Genomic DNA, 17,303 nt, shown 5'->3' on the forward strand with positions numbered 1-17,303 from the left:
TGCTGCCACGTCTGCGTCCGCACGAAACACGACCGCAGCTCCTCCAACAGCTCGGCCCGTGCCCGCACCGCACGCCCAGCCGCTACCCTGGCAGCAGCAGCCGCCTTCGATCTTGTAGTTCTCACAAACACATGATCAACAGGCGGCTGCGTCCACTTCGCACACCCCCCCACCGCATCCCGCCAGGTCAGACCGCCAATGGCGGCTGCCGTACTAGGCTGCTGAGCGGCAGCGCGCCCTCACCGCGCCACTGTCCGGTCTCAGGGATCGATCATCCTACTAGGGTGCAACTTGAGCCATGACAGATTGGTGGAGACGAGTTTTGGTGAAGTGGGAGTCGAACCCCGCATCCGCCCTGCGAGAACCCGCTGCGACGCTCGCACGGAGCCGGGGACTCCGCGAACTCCGCCGAGACCGGACAACCGCCGTGCCGACGTTCTCGCATCCATGTCGCAAGCGACATTGACAGCGACACGATCTTGAAAAAGCGTCATCGATGTTGAGAACCTACACCGGGCACGCCCGACACCACACCCGCCACGGCGACGACGACGCCGAGCAGCGCGCGGAACATGCGCATGGGAACCCCGTAGGAAAGAAGAGGGGGAAGAGTCGGCCCAGGGTTAGGACCGTGATCGGTAAACGGCAAGGTGCTGGCCACGTCACCGGGATCATCGGCCGATCGGCGGATACGCGAAGGGCGCCCCGGCCACCGCCGGGACGCCCTTCATGCGACAAAGGTCAGTCCGGTACGCCGGTGCCGCGTACGGTGAGCGGCTGCCCGCCGGCCAGCGCGGTCGTGCTCGCGGTGCCCGAGTAGAGGTAGAACCGTCCGACCACGTCGGCGACGAGGTCGACGCTGCCGGTGAGGTTGTGGACGTTGAAGGCGTCCTGCGGGCCGATCCCGCCCATCACCGCGTTGGAGACGATCTGCCCGGCGGCGGGGTTGAGGTTGCTCGCGCCCGGCTTGGCCATGCCGGCGTCCGCCGGCCAGACGGTGATCACGGTGTCCTTCGTCGGCGTCACCGCGGTCACGTTCATCGCCAGCGCCTCGGTGGTCGGGGTGACCACCGCCGACAGGGCGGTGATCTTCCGGATCTCACCGGCACCGAGCGCGCCGCTGGTGCCGAGACCGCTGCGGCTGTCCGCGATCCGGGTCGGGCTCAACGGGGTGAACCGCAGCCCGTCCGGCAGGGAGCCGTCATCGATGACCCCGACGAGGTCCACCACCATGTTGGTCGCCTGGGACGTGTAGATGGAGAAGGTCGGCACCGCGTACGGGAGGTTGTTGCAGTTGGTGCACTGGCCGGTCCGCACGAAGGCCAGGTTGGGGACCACCTTGCCGGCGCCGTAGTTGACCGTGGAGGTCGTCAGCGCCGGTCCGTCACCGGACGAGGCGCTGAGGAAGCCCGACTTCACCGGCTTGACCGCGGTGATGTTGAGGACGAGCGCCTTGACGTGCGGGCTGGACGGGCCGAAGTCGACGTAACTGTCGATGCTCGACTTCGCCACCAGGCCCGTGGGACGGGTGTCGATGAGTCGCGTCGGCTCCACGGGCTGGTACTGGCCGCCCCAGCCGAGGCTGCTCTTCACCGTGTCGCTGGCGGCGTAGAAGCCGACCACGTCGACGACCACGTGGGTACTGCCGGAGCGGTTGTAGATCATGATCTTGCCGTCCGCGCCGAGCTTGACCGTGACGTTGTTCGAGCCGAGCCAGCCGGCCGGGAAGTTGATCGACGAGGCGGTGGGGGTCGACTCGCCGCTCGGGTAGAGCGTGAGGAAGCTGTTCGCGGTCGGACCGGTGACCGTCACGTTCAGCACCACCGAACCGACGCCGCTGGCCGGCACGCCGCCCCGCCCGGCCACCTGCAACTCCGTCGCCTGGTTGGCGCCGACCGGCCCCCGCCCCTCGCGGGTGTCCAGCAGCCGCTGCGGCGCCAGCGGGTAGTACATGCCGATCACCGTGTTGTACGCGGTGAACTTCAGCGGCACCACCCGTTTGCCGTAGCCGCTGTTGTCCGCCAGTTCGAGGTTGGCGGTGTAGTCGCCCCAACGCAGCGCCTTCGGCGCCACGACCACCCGGCAGAAGTTGCCCACCGCGATCGTCTTGCCCGTGCAACCGTTGCCGACGATGGAGAACGACGACGGGTTGGCCCCGGAGATGCGGGCCACGTCGAAGGTACTCGGGACGGTGCCCTTGACGGTAAAGGTGACCGTCGTGCTGGGCACGACGCCGCCGATCGCCACCCGGCCGAAGTCGACGACCGGCGTGGGGAAGGAGGTCACCCCGACGTAGTCGAGGTTGGAGTTCCACCGCAGCTCACCCGTGACCGCGCCGGCGGTCGGCGAGCAGTGGAACTCGTACGCGGCCGCGAAGGCGGTCGCCGCCCCGGTGCCCGCGTCGTAGGCGATCTCGCGGACGGTGAGGCTGCCGTACGAGTAGGCGCCGTTACAGCCGGTCGAATCCGAGGACATGTCCAGGCCGGCGTGGGTGGAGTTGCCGGACCCGGAGGTCTGGTAGGTCTGGCCGGCGGTGAACGACTGGCCGACCGGAGGCGTGATCCACATGGCGATGGTGGAGCCGCCCGGCAGGCCGCTCGCGCCCATGCTCACGCCGCCGGTGCCGTACGCCCGCCCGGACACGGTGGAGTTGGTGCCGTCGTAGACGCCGGACTGCTTGACGGGCTTGCCGTAGGCGTCACCCACGTCGACGGTGAGGACCGTGTACGGCGCGGTGGGCGCGGCGAGCGCCACCCCCGGCAGCACGGTCAGCGCACAGGCCCCGGCGATGAACGCGCCGAGGATGGTGCGGATTTTCCGCATGGGTACCCCGTGGAAGAAGGAGGTGATGGATTGGCGGACACAGCCTAAAAGCGTCGATGGCTCACGGCAACCCCGTCACCAGCGTGTTCGATCTCCGTACACGGGAAAGGGCGTCCCGGACGGACCGGGACGCCCATTCTCAGGCCGGAGCCGACCCCGGCTACACCGCCGGGCCCGAACGGACCACGGTGAAGGTCCCGCCGCTGCCCGCCGTGTACGGGTAGAGGTCGAACCGGCCCACCACGTCGGCGACCAGGTGGGTGGTGCCGGCGAGGTTGTGCGCGTGGAACGCGTCGGCCGGGCCGATCCCGCTGATCACCGCGTTGGACACGGTCTGCCCCGCCGCCGGATTGAGGTTGCTGGCGGTCGGCTTGGTCAGACCGGCGTCGGCCGGCCACACCGTGAGCACGGTGGCGTTCGTCGGCGCCACGGCGGTGACGTTCATGGCCAGCGCCTGCGTGGCGTCGGTGACCAGGGCCGGCGGCGTAGTCACCTTGCGGGTCACGTTCGGACCGAGGGCGCCGGTGGTGCCCAGGTTGCTGCGGCTGTCCACGATCCGGGTCGGGCTGGTGGGCGTGAAGCGCAGGCCGTTGGGGGTGAGCGCGCCGTCCATCACGCCCACCAGGTCGACCACCACGTGCGCCTTCTGGGAGCTGTACAGGGTGAACGTGTTCACGGCGTAGGTGGTGCCGCAGTCGCACTGGTAGTTCGACTGCACCACCGCCAGGTTCGGCACCACCTTGCCCGCGCCGTAGTTGACGGTCGACGCCGACGGGACGTCACCCAGTCCGGACCACGCGGTGAGGAAGCCGCTCTTCTCCGGGGCCACCGCCGTGATGTTCAGGACCAGGGCGCTGGCCCGCCCGCTCAACTTGGGCCCGAAGTCCACGAAGAACCGGCGCTTGCCACCCGCGGGGATGGCCGCTCCGGTGGTGCGGGTGTCAACAAGCCGGGTGGGCTTGACCGGGTGGAACTGCGCACCGAGCCCGTTGGTCTGCCGGACGCCGTTGCTGCCGGCGTAGAAGCCGACCACGTCCACGACCACGTGGGTGGAGCCGTTGCGGTTGTAGAGCTTGACCCTGCCGTTTGCGCCCAGCTTGACGGTGACGTTGTTCGAGCCCAGCCAGCCCTTGGCGAAGTTGACCGAGGACGCGGTGGGGCGGGCCTCTCCCCAGGGGTAGACGGTCACGAAGCCGTCGGCGGTCGGCCCGGTCACGGTCACGTTCAGCACGACCGCGCTGACGCCGTCCGCCGGCACGTCCGCCCGGCCGGCGACCTGAAGGTCCACCTCGCCGCCCGGAGCGATCGGGGCCTGCGGCAGGTTCGGGAAGCCCTGGCGGGTGTCCATGATCCGGCCCGGCTTCACCGGGTAGTAGGTGCCGACGGCGCTGTGGTAGCCCTGGACGGTCACCGGCACCCTGCGCTTGCCGTAGCTGCTGCCGTCGGCCAGGAAGAGGATTGCCTCCTGGGTGCCGGCCCGGGTCGGCACCGCCCTGACCCGGACGTCACAGATGTCGCCGACGGCAATGGTGCGGCCCGAGCAGGTGTTTTCGACGATCTCGAAGGCGGCGGCGTCGGTTCCACCGAGGGAAGCGGCACCGAAGGTGACCGGCACGGTGCCCTGCGGGGTGAAGGAGGCCGTCGTCCTCGGCGTGCCCCCGACCACCACCTCCGAGAAGTCGAGGCGGGACGTGTGGTCCAGCGCAGAGTAGCCGAGGTCGGAGTTCCAGCGGATCTCGCCGTCGATGACGCCCCGGTCGCCGTCGCAGTGGAACGCGTACGCGGCGGCGAACGCGTTCATCCGCTGGGTCGCGGCGTCCCGCTCCACCCGCTTGACGGTGACCTCTCCGGAACCGGCGCAGGTCTGCCCGCTGCCGTCCAAGCTCAGCGTGGCGCCGGCCCCGCCGGCACTGGTCGCGGCGTACGTGCGCCCCACCTGCCAGCTCTCGCCGGCCGGCGGTGCGGTGCGAACGGCGTTCCAGAGGTGGTCGGTCTCGTCCCGCCAGTGGGCAGCCAGGGTGATCGCGTCCCCGTCGCCGAGCTGAGCCTCCATCCCGGAACTGTTGTCGCCGTCCCAGGCTCCGGTGAACAGGTCGGTCCTGAGCCGCTGGTGGTCGTTCAGGTCGATGACGAGAACGGTGTACGGCGCGGCCGGGGCGGCGAGCGCCACTCCCGGCAGGCCGGCCACCGCACATGCGGCGGCGATGGTCACGCCGAGCAGAGCGCGGATTTTGCGCATGAAGACCCCGTGGAGGAAGGAGAGAGGATTGGTCGGCTCAGACTACGAGCGTCGATGGACGGCGACAACCCCGTAACACCGCCACGAGCTCGCGTACGCAAAAGGCGGGAAGGGCGCCCCGGCCGTCGGCCGGGGCGCCCTCGATGGTGCGTTGCTCAGCGGTGGGAGGAACCCACGATCTGAGGCTGGCTCTTGCCGGCGTCACCGGCGAGCGTCGAGGCCGTGGCCGTGGCCGGGTAGTAGAACGTCCCGACCATGTCGGCCACCAGGTGCGTGCTGCCGGTCAGGTTGTGCACGTTGAACGCGTTGTTCGGCTCGATGATCCCGAGCACCGCGTTGGACACGATCTGGTTGGCGTACGGGTTCAGGTTGCTGGTGTTCGGCTTCGGCATCTCCGGGATGTCCGCCGGCCACACGGTGATCACCGTGTTCTTGGTCGGCTTCACCGCGGTCACGTTCATGACCGCCACGCCGGTGTCGGGGGTGACCAGCGCGCCCGGGACGGCCACCCGACGGACGCTACCGGCGCCCATGGCACCGGTGATGCCCAGGTTGGTGCGGCTGTCCACGATCCGGGTCGGGCTCATCGGCTTGAAGCGCATGCCCCACTCCGAGAAGCCGTCGTCGACCGCGCCGACCACGTCGACCAGGACGTGCGCGGAGGCCGAGGTGAAGATCTTGAACTTCCGCGAGCCCGGGGTGCACCACTGGCCCTGCTCGGTACCGGTGCACGGCGTGGTCTGCACGAACGCCGTATTCGGCACGTTCACGCCCGCGCCGTAGTTCACCGTGGACGCGGTCGGCTTGGCGGTGGCGCCCGACCACGCGGTGAGGAAACCGGCCTTGGCCGGCGCCACCGCGGTGAGGTTGACGACCAGGGTCCTCATGTGCGGGTTGAGCTCCGGCCCGAAGTCGAGCGCGTAATCGAGGGTGTCGCCGGCAGCGGGCTTGCCCTCCGGCTCGTTGCGGGTGTCGAAGTACCGCTCGGGCTCGTACCACTCGTACTGACCACCGTTGCGGTTGGTCATCGAGTTGTCCTTGGCGTAGTAGCCCACCACGTCGACCACCACGTCGACGTAGCCGTTGCGGTTGTAGACGGAGACCTTGCCGCCCGCACCGAGCTTCACGGTGACGTTGTTGGAGCCCAGCCAGCCCTTGGCGAAGTTGACCGAGGAGGCGTCGGGCCGGGCCTCGCCCGCCGGGTAGGCGGTGACGAAGCTGTCCATCGTCGGGCCGGTGATGGTGACGTTCAGCACGACCGCACCGACGCCGCTGGCCGGTACGCCACCCCGGCCGGCGACCTGGAGGTCGACCTTGCCCAGCGGGCCGATCTTCGCCTTCGGCGCGCCCAGGCCCTCGCGGGTGTCCATCAGACGGGCCGGGGAGACCTCGTAGTAGGCCCCGGTCGTGTCGGCGAGAGCCGCCATCGCCTGCTGCGGCGCGGCGGTGGGAGCCGCGGACGCCGTACCCGGCACCACGGCCAGTGCACACGCCCCGGCTAGGGTCGCGCCGATCAGAGTGCGGAATTTGCGCATAGAAACCCCGTAGAGGATGAGGAAACAGGGATTGGCCGCCTCAGCGTAGGGGGTGGGGTCAATACCGGCAAGGACATACCCCGACCCGACACAACGGGTGAACGCGCCGGGACTTAATGGCGTCTTAATGTTCCGCCCGGGAGTTGTCCACAGGGGTGACGCGTTCTCCACAGGTTGTCCACAACCCCGGTGGACACCCTTGACATCCGCGTCGAGCAGGCGAGACTGCCCAGGTGACCGCTGCCGACGATCCGGTGCCGGCCCCCCGGGCGCCACAGCCGTCCGGGCGGGCGCGGATCGTGCTGGCAGAGGTGTCCCGCCGGGACAGCCGGGCCGAACGGACCCGCACCGAGCTCGCCCAGCAGACCCGGGTCGGCGAGGCGCTCGTGCGGGGCCTGGTCCGGGCGCAGCTGGCGCTCGCGCTGCGGATGAGCCTGGTCGTGCTGATCGGGCTCGGTGGCCTGCCCTGGCTGTTCGCGGTCGCGCCGGCCGTCGGCCGGGTCACCGTGTTCGGCGTCAACCTGCCCTGGCTGCTGCTCGGGCTGGCCTCCTTCCCCTTCCTGATCGCGGTGGGTTGGGCGTACGTGCAGCTGGCCGAACGCAACGAGCAGGATTTCACCGACCTGGTCCAGCGGCCGGAGCGCTGAGATGGGCAACGGCTACGTCGTCCCGGCCATCGTGGCGGTCACCCTGGTCACCCTCGGCATCGGCTTCTACGGGCTGCGGCTGGCCCGCACCACCTCCGACTTCCTGGTCGCCTCCCGCGCGGTGAGTCCGACCTGGAACGCCGCCGCGATCGGCGGGGAGTACCTGTCGGCGGCGAGCTTCCTCGGCGTGGCCGGGCTGATCCTCAAGTACGGCGTGGACGTGCTCTGGTACCCGGTCGGCTTCGCCGCCGGCTACCTCGCCCTGCTGCTCTTCGTGGCCGCGCCGCTGCGCCGCTCCGGCGCGTTCACCCTGCCCGACTTCTGCGAGCTGCGGCTCGGCTCGCGGCGGCTGCGCACCCTGGCCACCATCTTCGTGATCTTCATCGGCTGGCTCTACCTGGTGCCGCAGTTGCAGGGCGCCGGGCTCACCCTGGCCACGGTCGCCGGCTCGCCGTACCCGGTCGGGGCGCTGCTGGTCGCCGCCGTGGTGACCGCAAACGTGGCGCTCGGCGGGATGCGGGCGATCACCTTCGTGCAGGCCTTCCAATACTGGTTGAAGCTGACCGCGCTCGCCGTACCCGCGATCTTCCTGGCGTTGCAGTGGCAGGCCGACGCCCGCCCGGCGGTGACCCCGCCCGACGGGCCGGCGTTCCGGACCGCGACCACCGTCGTGGTCGAGCACCGCGCGGCCCTCACCTTCGCCGACGGCACGATCCGGCAGGTACGCCCCGGCGACCGCCTCGACTTCGCCGCCGGCGACCCGGTGCCCGCGGTGTCCGGGGTGGCCACCGACGCGGCCGACTGGCTGCTGCCCAGCACCGCCGGGGACGACGACCGGGGCCTCTTCGCCACGTACTCGCTGATCCTGGCCACGTTCCTCGGCACCATGGGACTGCCGCACGTGCTGGTCCGCTTCTACACCAACCCCGACGGCGCGGCGGCCCGCCGCACCACGCTGGTGGTGCTCGCCCTGGTCGGCGTCTTCTACCTGCTGCCCACCCTGTACGGCGTGCTCGGCCGGATCTACACCCCGCAGCTGCTGGTCACCGGGCAGACCGACGCGGTGGTGGTGCTGCTGCCCGAGGCGGCGCTCGGCGACGGGGTCACCGGCCGGCTGCTCGCCGCGCTGGTCGCGGCCGGCGCGTTCGCGGCCTTCCTCTCCACCTCGTCGGGGCTGCTCACCAGCGTCGCCGGGGTGATCTCCACCGACGTGCTGGGGCGCGGCTCGGTACGCGGCTTCCAGCTGGCCACGGTGATCGCCGGCGGGGTGCCGGCGGTGCTCGCGCTCAACCTCTCCGGGCTGGACGTCTCCCAGGTGGTGGGGCTGGCCTTCGCGGTGGCCGCGTCCAGCTTCTGCCCGCTGCTGGTGCTCGGCATCTGGTGGCGCGGGCTGACCGACCTGGGCGCGGCGGCCGGGATCCTGGTCGGCGGCGGCGCCGCGGTCGGGGCGGTCCTGGTCACCGTGCTCGGGCCGCCGCTGTCCGGCTGGCCGGCCACGCTCATCGCGCAGCCGGCCGCCTGGACGGTGCCGCTCGCCTTCACCGTGATGGTCGCCATCTCGATGGCGACCCGCCGCCGGGCGCCGGCCGACGTCGGGGCCACCATGCTCCGGCTGCACGCCCCAGAGGCGCTGCGCTCGTAATGCCCGACGGGATCCGGAAGCAGAACAGTGCTCGGGCGTTGTGTGAGGATACGCCCTGGGGATGACCTGGGATCATCCTGCGGCCGGAGGGTGGACTGGTCCGGCCCGGATACGGTCGGACGCATGACTGATGGGCATCCCGCGCTCGCGCTGCACGGCCTGGCGAAGCAGTTCGACGGCAAGGTCGCGGTGGCGGGCGTCGACCTGGCCGTTCCGGCCGGCTCCTTCTACGGGCTGCTCGGCCCGAACGGCGCCGGCAAGACGACCACGCTGTCCATGGCGGTCGGGCTGCTCCGGCCCGACCAGGGCCGGGCCTGGGTGCTCGGGCACGACGTCTGGGGCGACCCGGTCGGCGCGAAGCGGCTGCTCGGCGTGATGCCGGACGGCGTACGGCTCTTCGACCGGCTCAGCGGGGCGGAGTTGCTGGCGTACCACGGTCTGTTGCGCGGGATGGACCCGGCGGTGGTCGACCAGCGGGCCGCCGAGCTGCTGGACGTGCTGGCGCTCACCGACGCCGGCCGGACCCTGGTGGTCGACTACTCGGCCGGCATGAAGAAGAAGATCGGCCTGGCCTGCGCGCTGCTGCACGGCCCCCGGCTGCTGGTGCTGGACGAGCCGTTCGAGGCGGTCGACCCGGTCTCCGCCGCGCTGATCCGCGACATCCTCCATCGGTACGTCGTCGGCGGCGGCACGGTGGTCTTCTCCAGCCACGTGATGGAGGTCGTCGAGCGGCTCTGCTCGCACGTGGCGATCCTCGCCGGGGGCATCATCAAGCAGGTCGGCACCCTGGACGAGGTACGCGGCGACCGGTCCCTGGAGGAGGTCTTCGTCGAGGTGGTCGGTGGCCGCACCGCGACCGGTGAGGAGCTGGCGTGGCTGTCGCGGTGACCGTCCCGGCCGAACCGTCCCGGCGGGTCTCCGCCCGGCACTTCGTCCGGCTCAAGCTGCGGGTGATGGGCAACAACTTCCGGGGCCAGGGCTGGCGGATCGCGATGTTCGTGCTCGGCCTCCTGGGCGGCCTCTGGTTCGCCGCCGGCGGTTTCCTGGCGCTGGCCGCGCCGGGCTTCGCCGACGAGCCGCGGTACGCGCTGATGACCGCCGCGTTCGGCGGCGGCCTGCTGGTGTTCGGCTGGCTGCTGCTGCCGCTGGTCTTCTTCGGCGTGGACGAGACCCTCGACCCGGCCCGGTTCGCGCTGCTGCCGCTGCCCCGGCGCACCCTGGTCGCCGGGCTGTTCGCGGCGGCGCTGGTCAGCGTCCCGGTCCTGGCGGTGCTGCTCGCCGTCTCCGGGCTGGTGGTCACCGCCGCCGCGCTGGGCGGCTGGCCGGCCGGGCTGGTCGCGGCCGTCGGGGTGGTCGCGGGGCTGCTGCTCTGCGTCGCCGTCAGCCGCGCGGTTACCAGCGCGTTCGCCACCATGCTGCGGTCCCGCCGGGTGCGCGACCTGGCCGCCGTACTGCTCGCGGTGATTGCCGCCCTGCTCGGACCGTTGCAGATCGGGGTGCTGGCGGCGGTACGGGAGGCCGACTGGGACCGGCTGACCGGGGTGGCCGAGGTGGCGGGCTGGACTCCGTTCGGCGCGCCCTGGACGGTCGGCGTGGACGTGGCCGAGGGGCGGGCCTGGGCCGTACCGGTGAAGCTGCTGATCACGGCGGCGACCATCGGTGTGCTGCTGCTCTGGTGGTCGCGGTCGTTGGAGTCGGCGATGGTGGGCGCGGCCAGCGCCGCCCCCGCGAAGGGCCGGCGCGGCCCGGCGGGTGGGGCCGTCGCGCAGCTCTTCCCCCGCGCACTGGGCTGGACGCGCCGGGACCGGTTCGGCGCGCTGGTCGCCCGGGAAGCCCGCTACTGGTGGCGGGACGCCCGGCGCCGGGCCAACCTGATCACCATCGCGGTGGTGGGGATCTTCGTGCCGGTCATGGTCAACCTGGGCGGTTCGGGCTTCACGGCCACCGAGGAGGGCTTCGAGTTCTCGGGCAGCTCGTCCCCGGTGCTGCTCAGCCTGTCGATGCTCTTCGTCGGGGTGCTCGCCTCGGCGACCCTGGCGAACCAGTTCGGCTTCGACGGCAGCGCGTACGCGGCGAACGTGGTGGCCGGGGTGCCCGGCCGGCTGGAGCTGCGCGCCCGGATGACGGCCTTCTCGGTGTACGTGGTGCCGATGCTGGGCGTGGTGTCGGTGGTGATCGCACTGGTGGTGGGCGAGCCCGGCTGGATCGGCGTCGCCGCCGGCGCGCTGCTCGCCGCGTACGGGGCCGGGTTGGCGATCAACGGATTCGTCTCGGTGCTGGGGGCGTACTCGCTGCCGGAGACGAGCAACCCGTTCGCGATGAACACCGGGGCGGGGATGGCGAAGAGTCTCCTCGCCCTGCTGTCCATGATCAGCTCGGCGGCCGCCGCGATTCCGATGGTGGTCGCCGCGGCGCTGCTCGGGGACGCCTGGCTCTGGCTGGCCCTGCCGCTCGGCGCGGCGTACGGGCTGGGGGCGGCGCTGCTCGGGTCGTACCTGGCCGGAGACGTGCTGGACCGGCGGATGCCGGAGCTCCTGGCGACCGTCACCCCCCGGCGCTGACGCCGGTCGTCGAGGCGGTGACGACCGTTCCGGCACCACCGTGCGAATCGCCCCGGCCAGGCGCTCATGGGCGGCGCATGAAGGCGTAGAGGAAGTGGCTGCCGGTGCCCGAGGTGATGTTGACCAGCTCCCAGCCGTAATTCGACCAGGTGCTCGACGGCCTCCATCCGGGCGAGCGTCCCGCTTCCGGCAAGATCACGCACCTTCCGCCTTTGCGGCATGTCGCGGTATCCCGCACCCCCGGATACCGCGACATGCCGCAAAGGCGGGTGGATCATGCGGTAAGGGCCGCACCTCGGTCATCCGGGGGCCAGGGAGGCGTCCGGGCGACGAACGCGCGCCAGGCGTCGGGGGCGAAGGTGAGGGTCGGGCCGGAGCGGTGCTTGCTGTCCCGCACCAGCACCACCCCGGGCAGGTTGTCCGCCACCTCCACACAGTTGCCAGCATCGTCGGATCGGGTCGACTTGCGCCAGAGGGGTCCGACACGGGTCATGGCGTCACCTTCAACTTGCTGATCAGTTCCAGAGAGGCACGCTCGGACAGCGCCTCACCAAGCAGACTCTCCCACTTGCGCTGCATCAGGCCAACCCAGTCCGGGTAGTCCGCAATCTGCCCTCGAGCCGAGTTGTCGAGGCAAAGCACATGCTCATTGCCCGGCAGTTCCGCAATCACGAATCCGCCGCCCAGAGAGACGTGTGCGCCGACATCCAGCGGCAGGACATGCAGATTTACTTGTGGCAGCTCAGCTGCCTCGAGCAGCTTGCCGAGTTGGTGGTCCATCTCGGCGGGTCCTCCGATCGGACGATGCAGGGCGCTTTCGTCGATGACGAAGACGCACTCCGGCGGCTCGGTCCGATGCAGCACATGCTGGCGGCTCATTCGTAGGGCTAGGAGTTGCTCAACCTGCTCACCGCGCTTGAGCCCACCAGCCGTGAAGATAGCCCGGGCGTATTCCTCGGTCTGAAGAAGTCCGGGGATCAGACAAGGCTCGAAGTGGCGCAGCCGGACAGCCTTCTTTTCGAAGCTCCGCCAGGGCAGGAACCACGACGGTGAGCGATCCCCCTCGTGTTCCCTGAGGAGCCCGGCGAGGAGGCCGCCGGTGCCGAGGGCCTGGTCGGCGGCGACGGCGAACTCCATCGTCGGTCGGCGGCGGCCGGTCTCGATCGCCGCCACCGTGGACGGGCTCCACTTGATCAGGGCCGCCAGCCCCTCCTGGGACACCTCGGCACCGGCCCGGGCCGCCTTCAGCGCCCGGATCCACATCTCGACGTTCATCCTTACCTCTCCGGTAAGTACGTGACCGCGCTGCGTAGTAAGCCCTGGCATCCTCCCCTGCCGGCGGCCCGCCGTCCAGGGTGGAGGACGCGCGGCCCGGCCGGTGGAGGCGACGACCCGGCGACCGGTCCTGCGTCGGGTCGCCCCGGTCATTCCCCCGACCGGGGCGACCCCCTGAACCGGGAGGAGATCAGCATGTTCGGGTTCTTCCGCCGCCGGAACGCGGCCGGTCGGTCGTACCAGAGGAAGGCAGGACCGGCGACGGCGGTGTCGGGCACGGCGATGCCAGAGCAGCGACCGCCCCGGCCGAACCAGCCACCGGCGTGGGCGACCGCGCCGACGGTGGCCCTGCCACGACCCGGCCGCGCGGGCTGGCTGACCCCGGCGCAGACCTGGCGGGCGAACGGCGGGCGGTGGTGACCGCCGCACCCACCCGCACCGCGCGGACCGGCACCGGGGGCCGGCGGTGAGCAGACGGGTGCCGCACCTGCCGATGCGGCCGCTGTGGCGGTGCCGCGCCTGCGGCGCGCCCTGGCCGTGTCAGCCGGCTCGGCTCGGTCTGCTGGTCGAGTACCGGCACGACCGGACGGCGCTGCTGGTGTACCTGGGCGGGCTGATGGCCGAGGCCGCCGATCAGCTCGCCCGGCTCCACCCGCAGGCCCGGCCGGCCGACCTGCACGAGCGCTTCCTCGGCTGGGCGCGGCCCCGGGGCGGCACAATGTTTCACGTGAATCATGAGCCGGGTGCCGAGATCCACCACACCGATCCGTTCGCGGTGCCCGCGGGGCAGCGCTCGCCCGTACGCCGGCTGCGGGGTCGGCTGGCGGCGCCGGTGACCCTCTGGACGGCGCCGGGGCCGGCGGGGCTGACCGTCTCGTCCACCCTCGTCGCCGAGGGCGAGCCGGACCGGCTGCTCGGGCTGGTCGACCCGGAGTCGGACCTCTGGGCGGCGGTGGAGGAGGCCGGGCGGTTCGCGGTGGCGCCGCTCGGGCCGCCGCACCGGCAGCTCGCCGACCGGTTCGCCGGGCTCTTCCCCTCCCCGGGCGGGCTGTTCGCCACCGGATCATGGACCGAAACCCCCTACGGCCCGGTTCCCACCGACGCGGGCGGGTGGGCCGGCTGCCGGCTCGACGCCGCGCGGGAGTACGGCTGGGGGCTGCTGGTCGAGGCCACCATCGAGGCGGTCGACCTGGCCGGGGAGACCATGCCGCTGCTGCACTACCGGGGCCGGTACCACGAACTGACCTGACGGCCCGGCGACGACCGCTCGACTGACCGCTCGCCGGAGTGACGTGGGTCACTCGGCGCAGCCGGCAGACCGTTCGGCGCAGCCGCCGACCGGCCCCGATCTCGGCCTTCCCCGGATGGGAGCGCGCTCTCTACCGTGCGCGAAACTCCCCACGCCTGTGAAGGTGGTGATCCACAGATGTCCACGGACACACCCGCGTCCGCCCCCGCCGAGTCGGCGGCGGAGCGGTACCTCGCCGTACAACGGTCGGACGAGTTCGCCGGGTTGCGTCGCGCGTTGCGCGGCTTCGTCTTCCCGATGACCATCGCGTTCTTCCTGTGGTACGCGCTCTACGTCATCCTCTCCGCGTACGCGCGGGGCTTCATGGGCACGAAGCTGTTCGGCAGCCACATCAACGTCGCGCTCATCTTCGGCCTGCTCCAGTTCGTCTCGACGTTCGTCATCGCGTGGCTCTACGCCCGGTTCGCCGACCGGCGGATCGACCCGATCGCCGACCGGATCCGCGCCGAGATCGGGGAGGTGACCCATGAACACGGTCCTCGCGGCTGAGGTGGGCGGCAGCACCGCCCGAAACCTCACCATCACGCTCTTCCTGGTCTTCGTCGCGATCACGCTGGCCATCACCATCTGGGCCAGCCGGCAGACCAAGACGGCCACCGACTTCTACGCCGGCGGCCGCTCCTTCTCCGGCTTCCAGAACGGCATGGCCATCGGCGGCGACTACATGTCGGCCGCCTCCTTCCTCGGCATCGCCGGCATCATCGCCCTCTACGGCTACGACGGCTTCCTCTACTCCATCGGCTTCCTGGTCGCCTGGCTGGTGGCGCTGCTGCTCGTCGCCGAACTGCTGCGCAACTCGGGCCGGTACACGATGGCCGACGTGCTGGCGTTCCGGATGCGCCAGCGTCCGGTGCGTACCGCCGCCGCAGTCTCCACCATCACCGTGTCGATCTTCTATCTGCTGGCCCAGATGGTCGGCGCGGGCGCGCTGGTCGCGCTGCTGCTCGGCATCAAGCCGGGCACCACCTTCCTGGGCATGGACGCCGACACCGCGAAGGTCGCCACCATCATCATGGTCGGCGCCCTGATGATCATCTACGTCACGGTGGGCGGGATGAAGGGCACCACGTACGTCCAGATCGTCAAGGCGTTCCTGCTGATGGCCGGCGCCCTGCTGATGACCCTGCTGGTGCTGGCGAAGTACAAGTTCAACCTGTCGTCGCTGCTCGGCGACGCCGCCGCCGCGTCCGGCAAGGGGGACGCCTTCCTCGAACCCGGCCTCCGGTACGGCGTCGAGAAGGCCGGCGACGCGACGCAGACCTTCTACAACAAGATGGACCTGCTCTCGCTCGGTATCGCGCTCGTGCTCGGCACGGCCGGCCTGCCGCACATCCTGATCCGCTTCTACACGGTCCCCACCGCCAAGGCGGCCCGCAAGAGCGTGCTCTGGGCGATCGGCATCATCGGCACCTTCTACCTGCTCACCCTCGCGCTCGGCTTCGGCGCCGCGGCACTGGTCGGCGGGAAGGAGATCATCGCGCAGGACAAGGCCGGCAACACCGCCGCCCCGCAACTGGCGGAGGCGCTCGGCCGGGACTTCCTGGGCGGGAGCCTCGGCGGCGCGAGCCTGCTGGCGATCATCGCGGCGGTCGCCTTCGCCACCATCCTGGCGGTGGTCGCCGGGTTGACCCTGGCGTCGTCGTCCAGCCTGGCGCACGACTTCTACGCCAACGTGCTGAAGAACGGCCAGGCGTCGGAACGCCAGGAGGTCACCGTCGCCCGGGTTTCCGCGCTGGTCATCGGTGCGGTCTCGATCGTCCTGTCCATCTTCGCGCAGAGCCTGAACGTCGCCTTCCTGGTGGCGCTCGCCTTCGCGGTCGCCGCCTCGGGCAACCTGCCGGCGATCCTCTACAGCCTGTTCTGGCGACGGTTCAACACCTCCGGCGCGGTCTGGGCCATCTACGGCGGCCTGCTCTCGGCGGTGCTGCTGGTCTTCTTCTCCCCGGTGGTCTCCGGGGCGCCGACGGCCATGTTCCCCGACCACGACTGGCAGTGGTTCCCACTGTCCAACCCGGGCATCCTCTCCATCCCGTTCGGTTTCCTCTGCGGCTGGATCGGCACGCTGATCTCCAAGGAGCACGACGAGGAGAAGTACGCGGAACTGGAGGTGCGCGCCCTCACCGGCGCGGGAGCGCACTGACGTCCACCACGAGAAAGGGGCCCCGGCGCGCACGCGTCGGGGCTCCTTTCGCCGCAGGCCGCGCCGCGTCCGAGGGGGCTGGTGAGTAGGCTGGCCGGCATGAAGGTAGCCCCGCGTTTCGGAAGCGGTCACCGCGTCCTGGTCACCGGCGGCGCCGGTTTCGTGCCGTCCCACCTGGTCGACGCCCTCGTCGGGCGCGGCTGCCAGGTCGTCGCGCTGGACAACTTCGTCACCGGCTCGAAGGACAACGTCGCGCACCTGCTGGACAGCCCGTCCTTCACCCTGGTCGAGGCGGACATCTCCGACGGGCTGCCGGCCGACCCGGCGCTGGCGGAGCGGTTCGACGCCATCCTGCACATGGCCTCCCCGGCGAGCCCGACCGACTTCGAGAAGCTGCCGGTGGAGATCCTCCGGGTTGGGTCGGTGGGCACCCTGCACCTGCTGGACCGCGCGCTCGCCGACGGTGCCCGGTTCCTGATGGCCTCCACCTCCGAGGCGTACGGGGACCCGAAGGAGCACCCGCAGCGCGAGACCTACTGGGGCAACGTCAACCCGATCGGGGTGCGCGCCGTCTACGACGAGGCGAAGCGCTTCTCCGAGGCGGCCACCATGGCGTACCACCGGAGCAGGGGGCTGGACGCGGCGATCGTCCGAATCTTCAACACGTACGGCCCGCGGATGCGCCCCGACGACGGCCGGGCCATCCCCACCTTCATCTCCCAGGCGCTGCGCGGCGAGCCGATCACGGTGCACGGCACCGGCAACCAGACCCGCTCGATCTGCTACGTCGACGACCTGGTGCGCGGCATCCTACTGCTGCTCGACTCGACCGAGACCGGGCCGATCAACTGCGGCACCGAACACGAGATGAGCATGCGGCAACTCGCCGAGACGATCGTGTCACTCTGCGGAAGCCGTTCGCAGGTGACCTACATCACCCGCAGCGCGGACGACCCGGAGATGCGGCGGCCGGACCTCACCCTCGCCCGGAAGCTGCTGGGATACGAACCGACCGTGACGCCCGAAGACGGCCTGCGACGCACGATCGACCACTTCCGGGCGCGGCTAGGGTAGCTTCCCGCGCGGCACGCGGGGCGTGACCGACGTTCACCTTCGGGCAAGGTTCGACCAG

At 70.9% G+C, this 17,303-nt stretch carries 14 protein-coding genes; 8 read left to right on the top strand and 6 right to left on the bottom strand.

The window, feature by feature from the left end:
• Positions 1-741: 741 nt before the first annotated feature.
• The 3 genes from ABZ807_RS28035 to ABZ807_RS28045 all read right to left on the bottom strand — a co-directional run bounded on the left by ABZ807_RS28035 (position 742) and on the right by ABZ807_RS28045 (position 6,597).
• The gene (locus tag ABZ807_RS28035; RefSeq protein WP_357164243.1) at positions 742-2,823 is read right to left on the bottom strand and encodes a hypothetical protein; all 2,082 of its coding nucleotides are present in this window, start codon (positions 2,821-2,823) and stop codon (positions 742-744) included.
• Positions 2,824-2,983: 160 nt separating this feature from the next.
• Positions 2,984-5,062 carry a hypothetical protein gene (locus tag ABZ807_RS28040; RefSeq protein ID WP_357164246.1) on the bottom strand — a complete coding sequence of 693 codons (2,079 nt, stop codon included), beginning with the start codon at positions 5,060-5,062 and terminating at the stop codon, positions 2,984-2,986.
• A 155-nt stretch (positions 5,063-5,217) separates the two neighbouring features.
• On the bottom strand, positions 5,218-6,597 hold the full coding sequence (locus tag ABZ807_RS28045) for a hypothetical protein (RefSeq protein WP_357164249.1): 1,380 nt from the start codon (positions 6,595-6,597) through the stop codon (positions 5,218-5,220).
• A gap of 233 nt (positions 6,598-6,830) precedes the next feature.
• Between ABZ807_RS28045 and ABZ807_RS28050 the strand changes: the two genes are divergently transcribed.
• The 4 genes from ABZ807_RS28050 to ABZ807_RS28065 all read left to right on the top strand — a co-directional run bounded on the left by ABZ807_RS28050 (position 6,831) and on the right by ABZ807_RS28065 (position 11,447).
• Positions 6,831-7,244: a hypothetical protein gene (locus ABZ807_RS28050; RefSeq protein WP_357164252.1), complete on the top strand. Its 414-nt coding sequence runs from the start codon at positions 6,831-6,833 to the stop codon at positions 7,242-7,244.
• Position 7,245: 1 nt separating this feature from the next.
• Positions 7,246-8,886 (top strand): cation acetate symporter, encoded by a 1,641-nt coding sequence (locus ABZ807_RS28055; protein ID WP_357164255.1) that lies wholly within the window; start codon positions 7,246-7,248, stop codon positions 8,884-8,886.
• Between the two features lie 123 nt (positions 8,887-9,009).
• A complete protein-coding gene (locus ABZ807_RS28060) occupies positions 9,010-9,774 on the top strand; it encodes an ABC transporter ATP-binding protein (RefSeq protein WP_357164258.1) in 765 nt (254 codons plus the stop codon).
• Positions 9,759-11,447 (top strand): ABC transporter permease, encoded by a 1,689-nt coding sequence (locus tag ABZ807_RS28065; RefSeq protein WP_357164261.1) that lies wholly within the window; start codon positions 9,759-9,761, stop codon positions 11,445-11,447. The genes ABZ807_RS28060 and ABZ807_RS28065 overlap by 16 nt, the downstream gene beginning before the upstream one ends.
• 64 nt (positions 11,448-11,511) lie before the next feature.
• Here ABZ807_RS28065 and ABZ807_RS28070 read toward each other — a convergent pair whose 3' ends face one another.
• The 3 genes from ABZ807_RS28070 to ABZ807_RS28080 all read right to left on the bottom strand — a co-directional run bounded on the left by ABZ807_RS28070 (position 11,512) and on the right by ABZ807_RS28080 (position 12,722).
• Positions 11,512-11,640 carry a hypothetical protein gene (locus ABZ807_RS28070; protein WP_357164263.1) on the bottom strand — a complete coding sequence of 43 codons (129 nt, stop codon included), beginning with the start codon at positions 11,638-11,640 and terminating at the stop codon, positions 11,512-11,514.
• Between the two features lie 81 nt (positions 11,641-11,721).
• Complete coding sequence (locus ABZ807_RS28075) at positions 11,722-11,940, bottom strand: DUF397 domain-containing protein (protein ID WP_357164266.1); 219 nt, start codon at positions 11,938-11,940, stop codon at positions 11,722-11,724.
• A complete protein-coding gene (locus tag ABZ807_RS28080) occupies positions 11,937-12,722 on the bottom strand; it encodes a helix-turn-helix transcriptional regulator (protein WP_357164269.1) in 786 nt (261 codons plus the stop codon). The genes ABZ807_RS28075 and ABZ807_RS28080 overlap by 4 nt, the downstream gene beginning before the upstream one ends.
• Before the next feature lie 493 nt (positions 12,723-13,215).
• On the opposite strand from ABZ807_RS28080, the gene ABZ807_RS28085 reads away from it, so the two are divergent.
• From ABZ807_RS28085 to ABZ807_RS28100, 4 genes are all read left to right on the top strand, one after another.
• Positions 13,216-13,971 carry a flavin reductase family protein gene (locus tag ABZ807_RS28085; RefSeq protein WP_357164365.1) on the top strand — a complete coding sequence of 252 codons (756 nt, stop codon included), beginning with the start codon at positions 13,216-13,218 and terminating at the stop codon, positions 13,969-13,971.
• 177 nt (positions 13,972-14,148) lie between these two features.
• Positions 14,149-14,520: a DUF485 domain-containing protein gene (locus ABZ807_RS28090; RefSeq protein ID WP_357164272.1), complete on the top strand. Its 372-nt coding sequence runs from the start codon at positions 14,149-14,151 to the stop codon at positions 14,518-14,520.
• Positions 14,498-16,171, top strand: a complete 1,674-nt coding sequence (locus tag ABZ807_RS28095; protein WP_357164275.1) for a cation acetate symporter — start codon at positions 14,498-14,500, stop codon at positions 16,169-16,171. Before ABZ807_RS28090 ends, ABZ807_RS28095 begins: the two co-directional genes overlap by 23 nt.
• Positions 16,172-16,270: 99 nt before the next feature.
• Positions 16,271-17,245 (top strand): NAD-dependent epimerase/dehydratase family protein, encoded by a 975-nt coding sequence (locus ABZ807_RS28100; RefSeq protein WP_357164278.1) that lies wholly within the window; start codon positions 16,271-16,273, stop codon positions 17,243-17,245.
• The last annotated feature ends 58 nt before the right edge of the window (positions 17,246-17,303 follow it).

Source organism: Micromonospora sp. NPDC047548 (assembly GCF_040642975.1).
In the GTDB taxonomy this organism is placed as follows: domain Bacteria; phylum Actinomycetota; class Actinomycetes; order Mycobacteriales; family Micromonosporaceae; genus Micromonospora.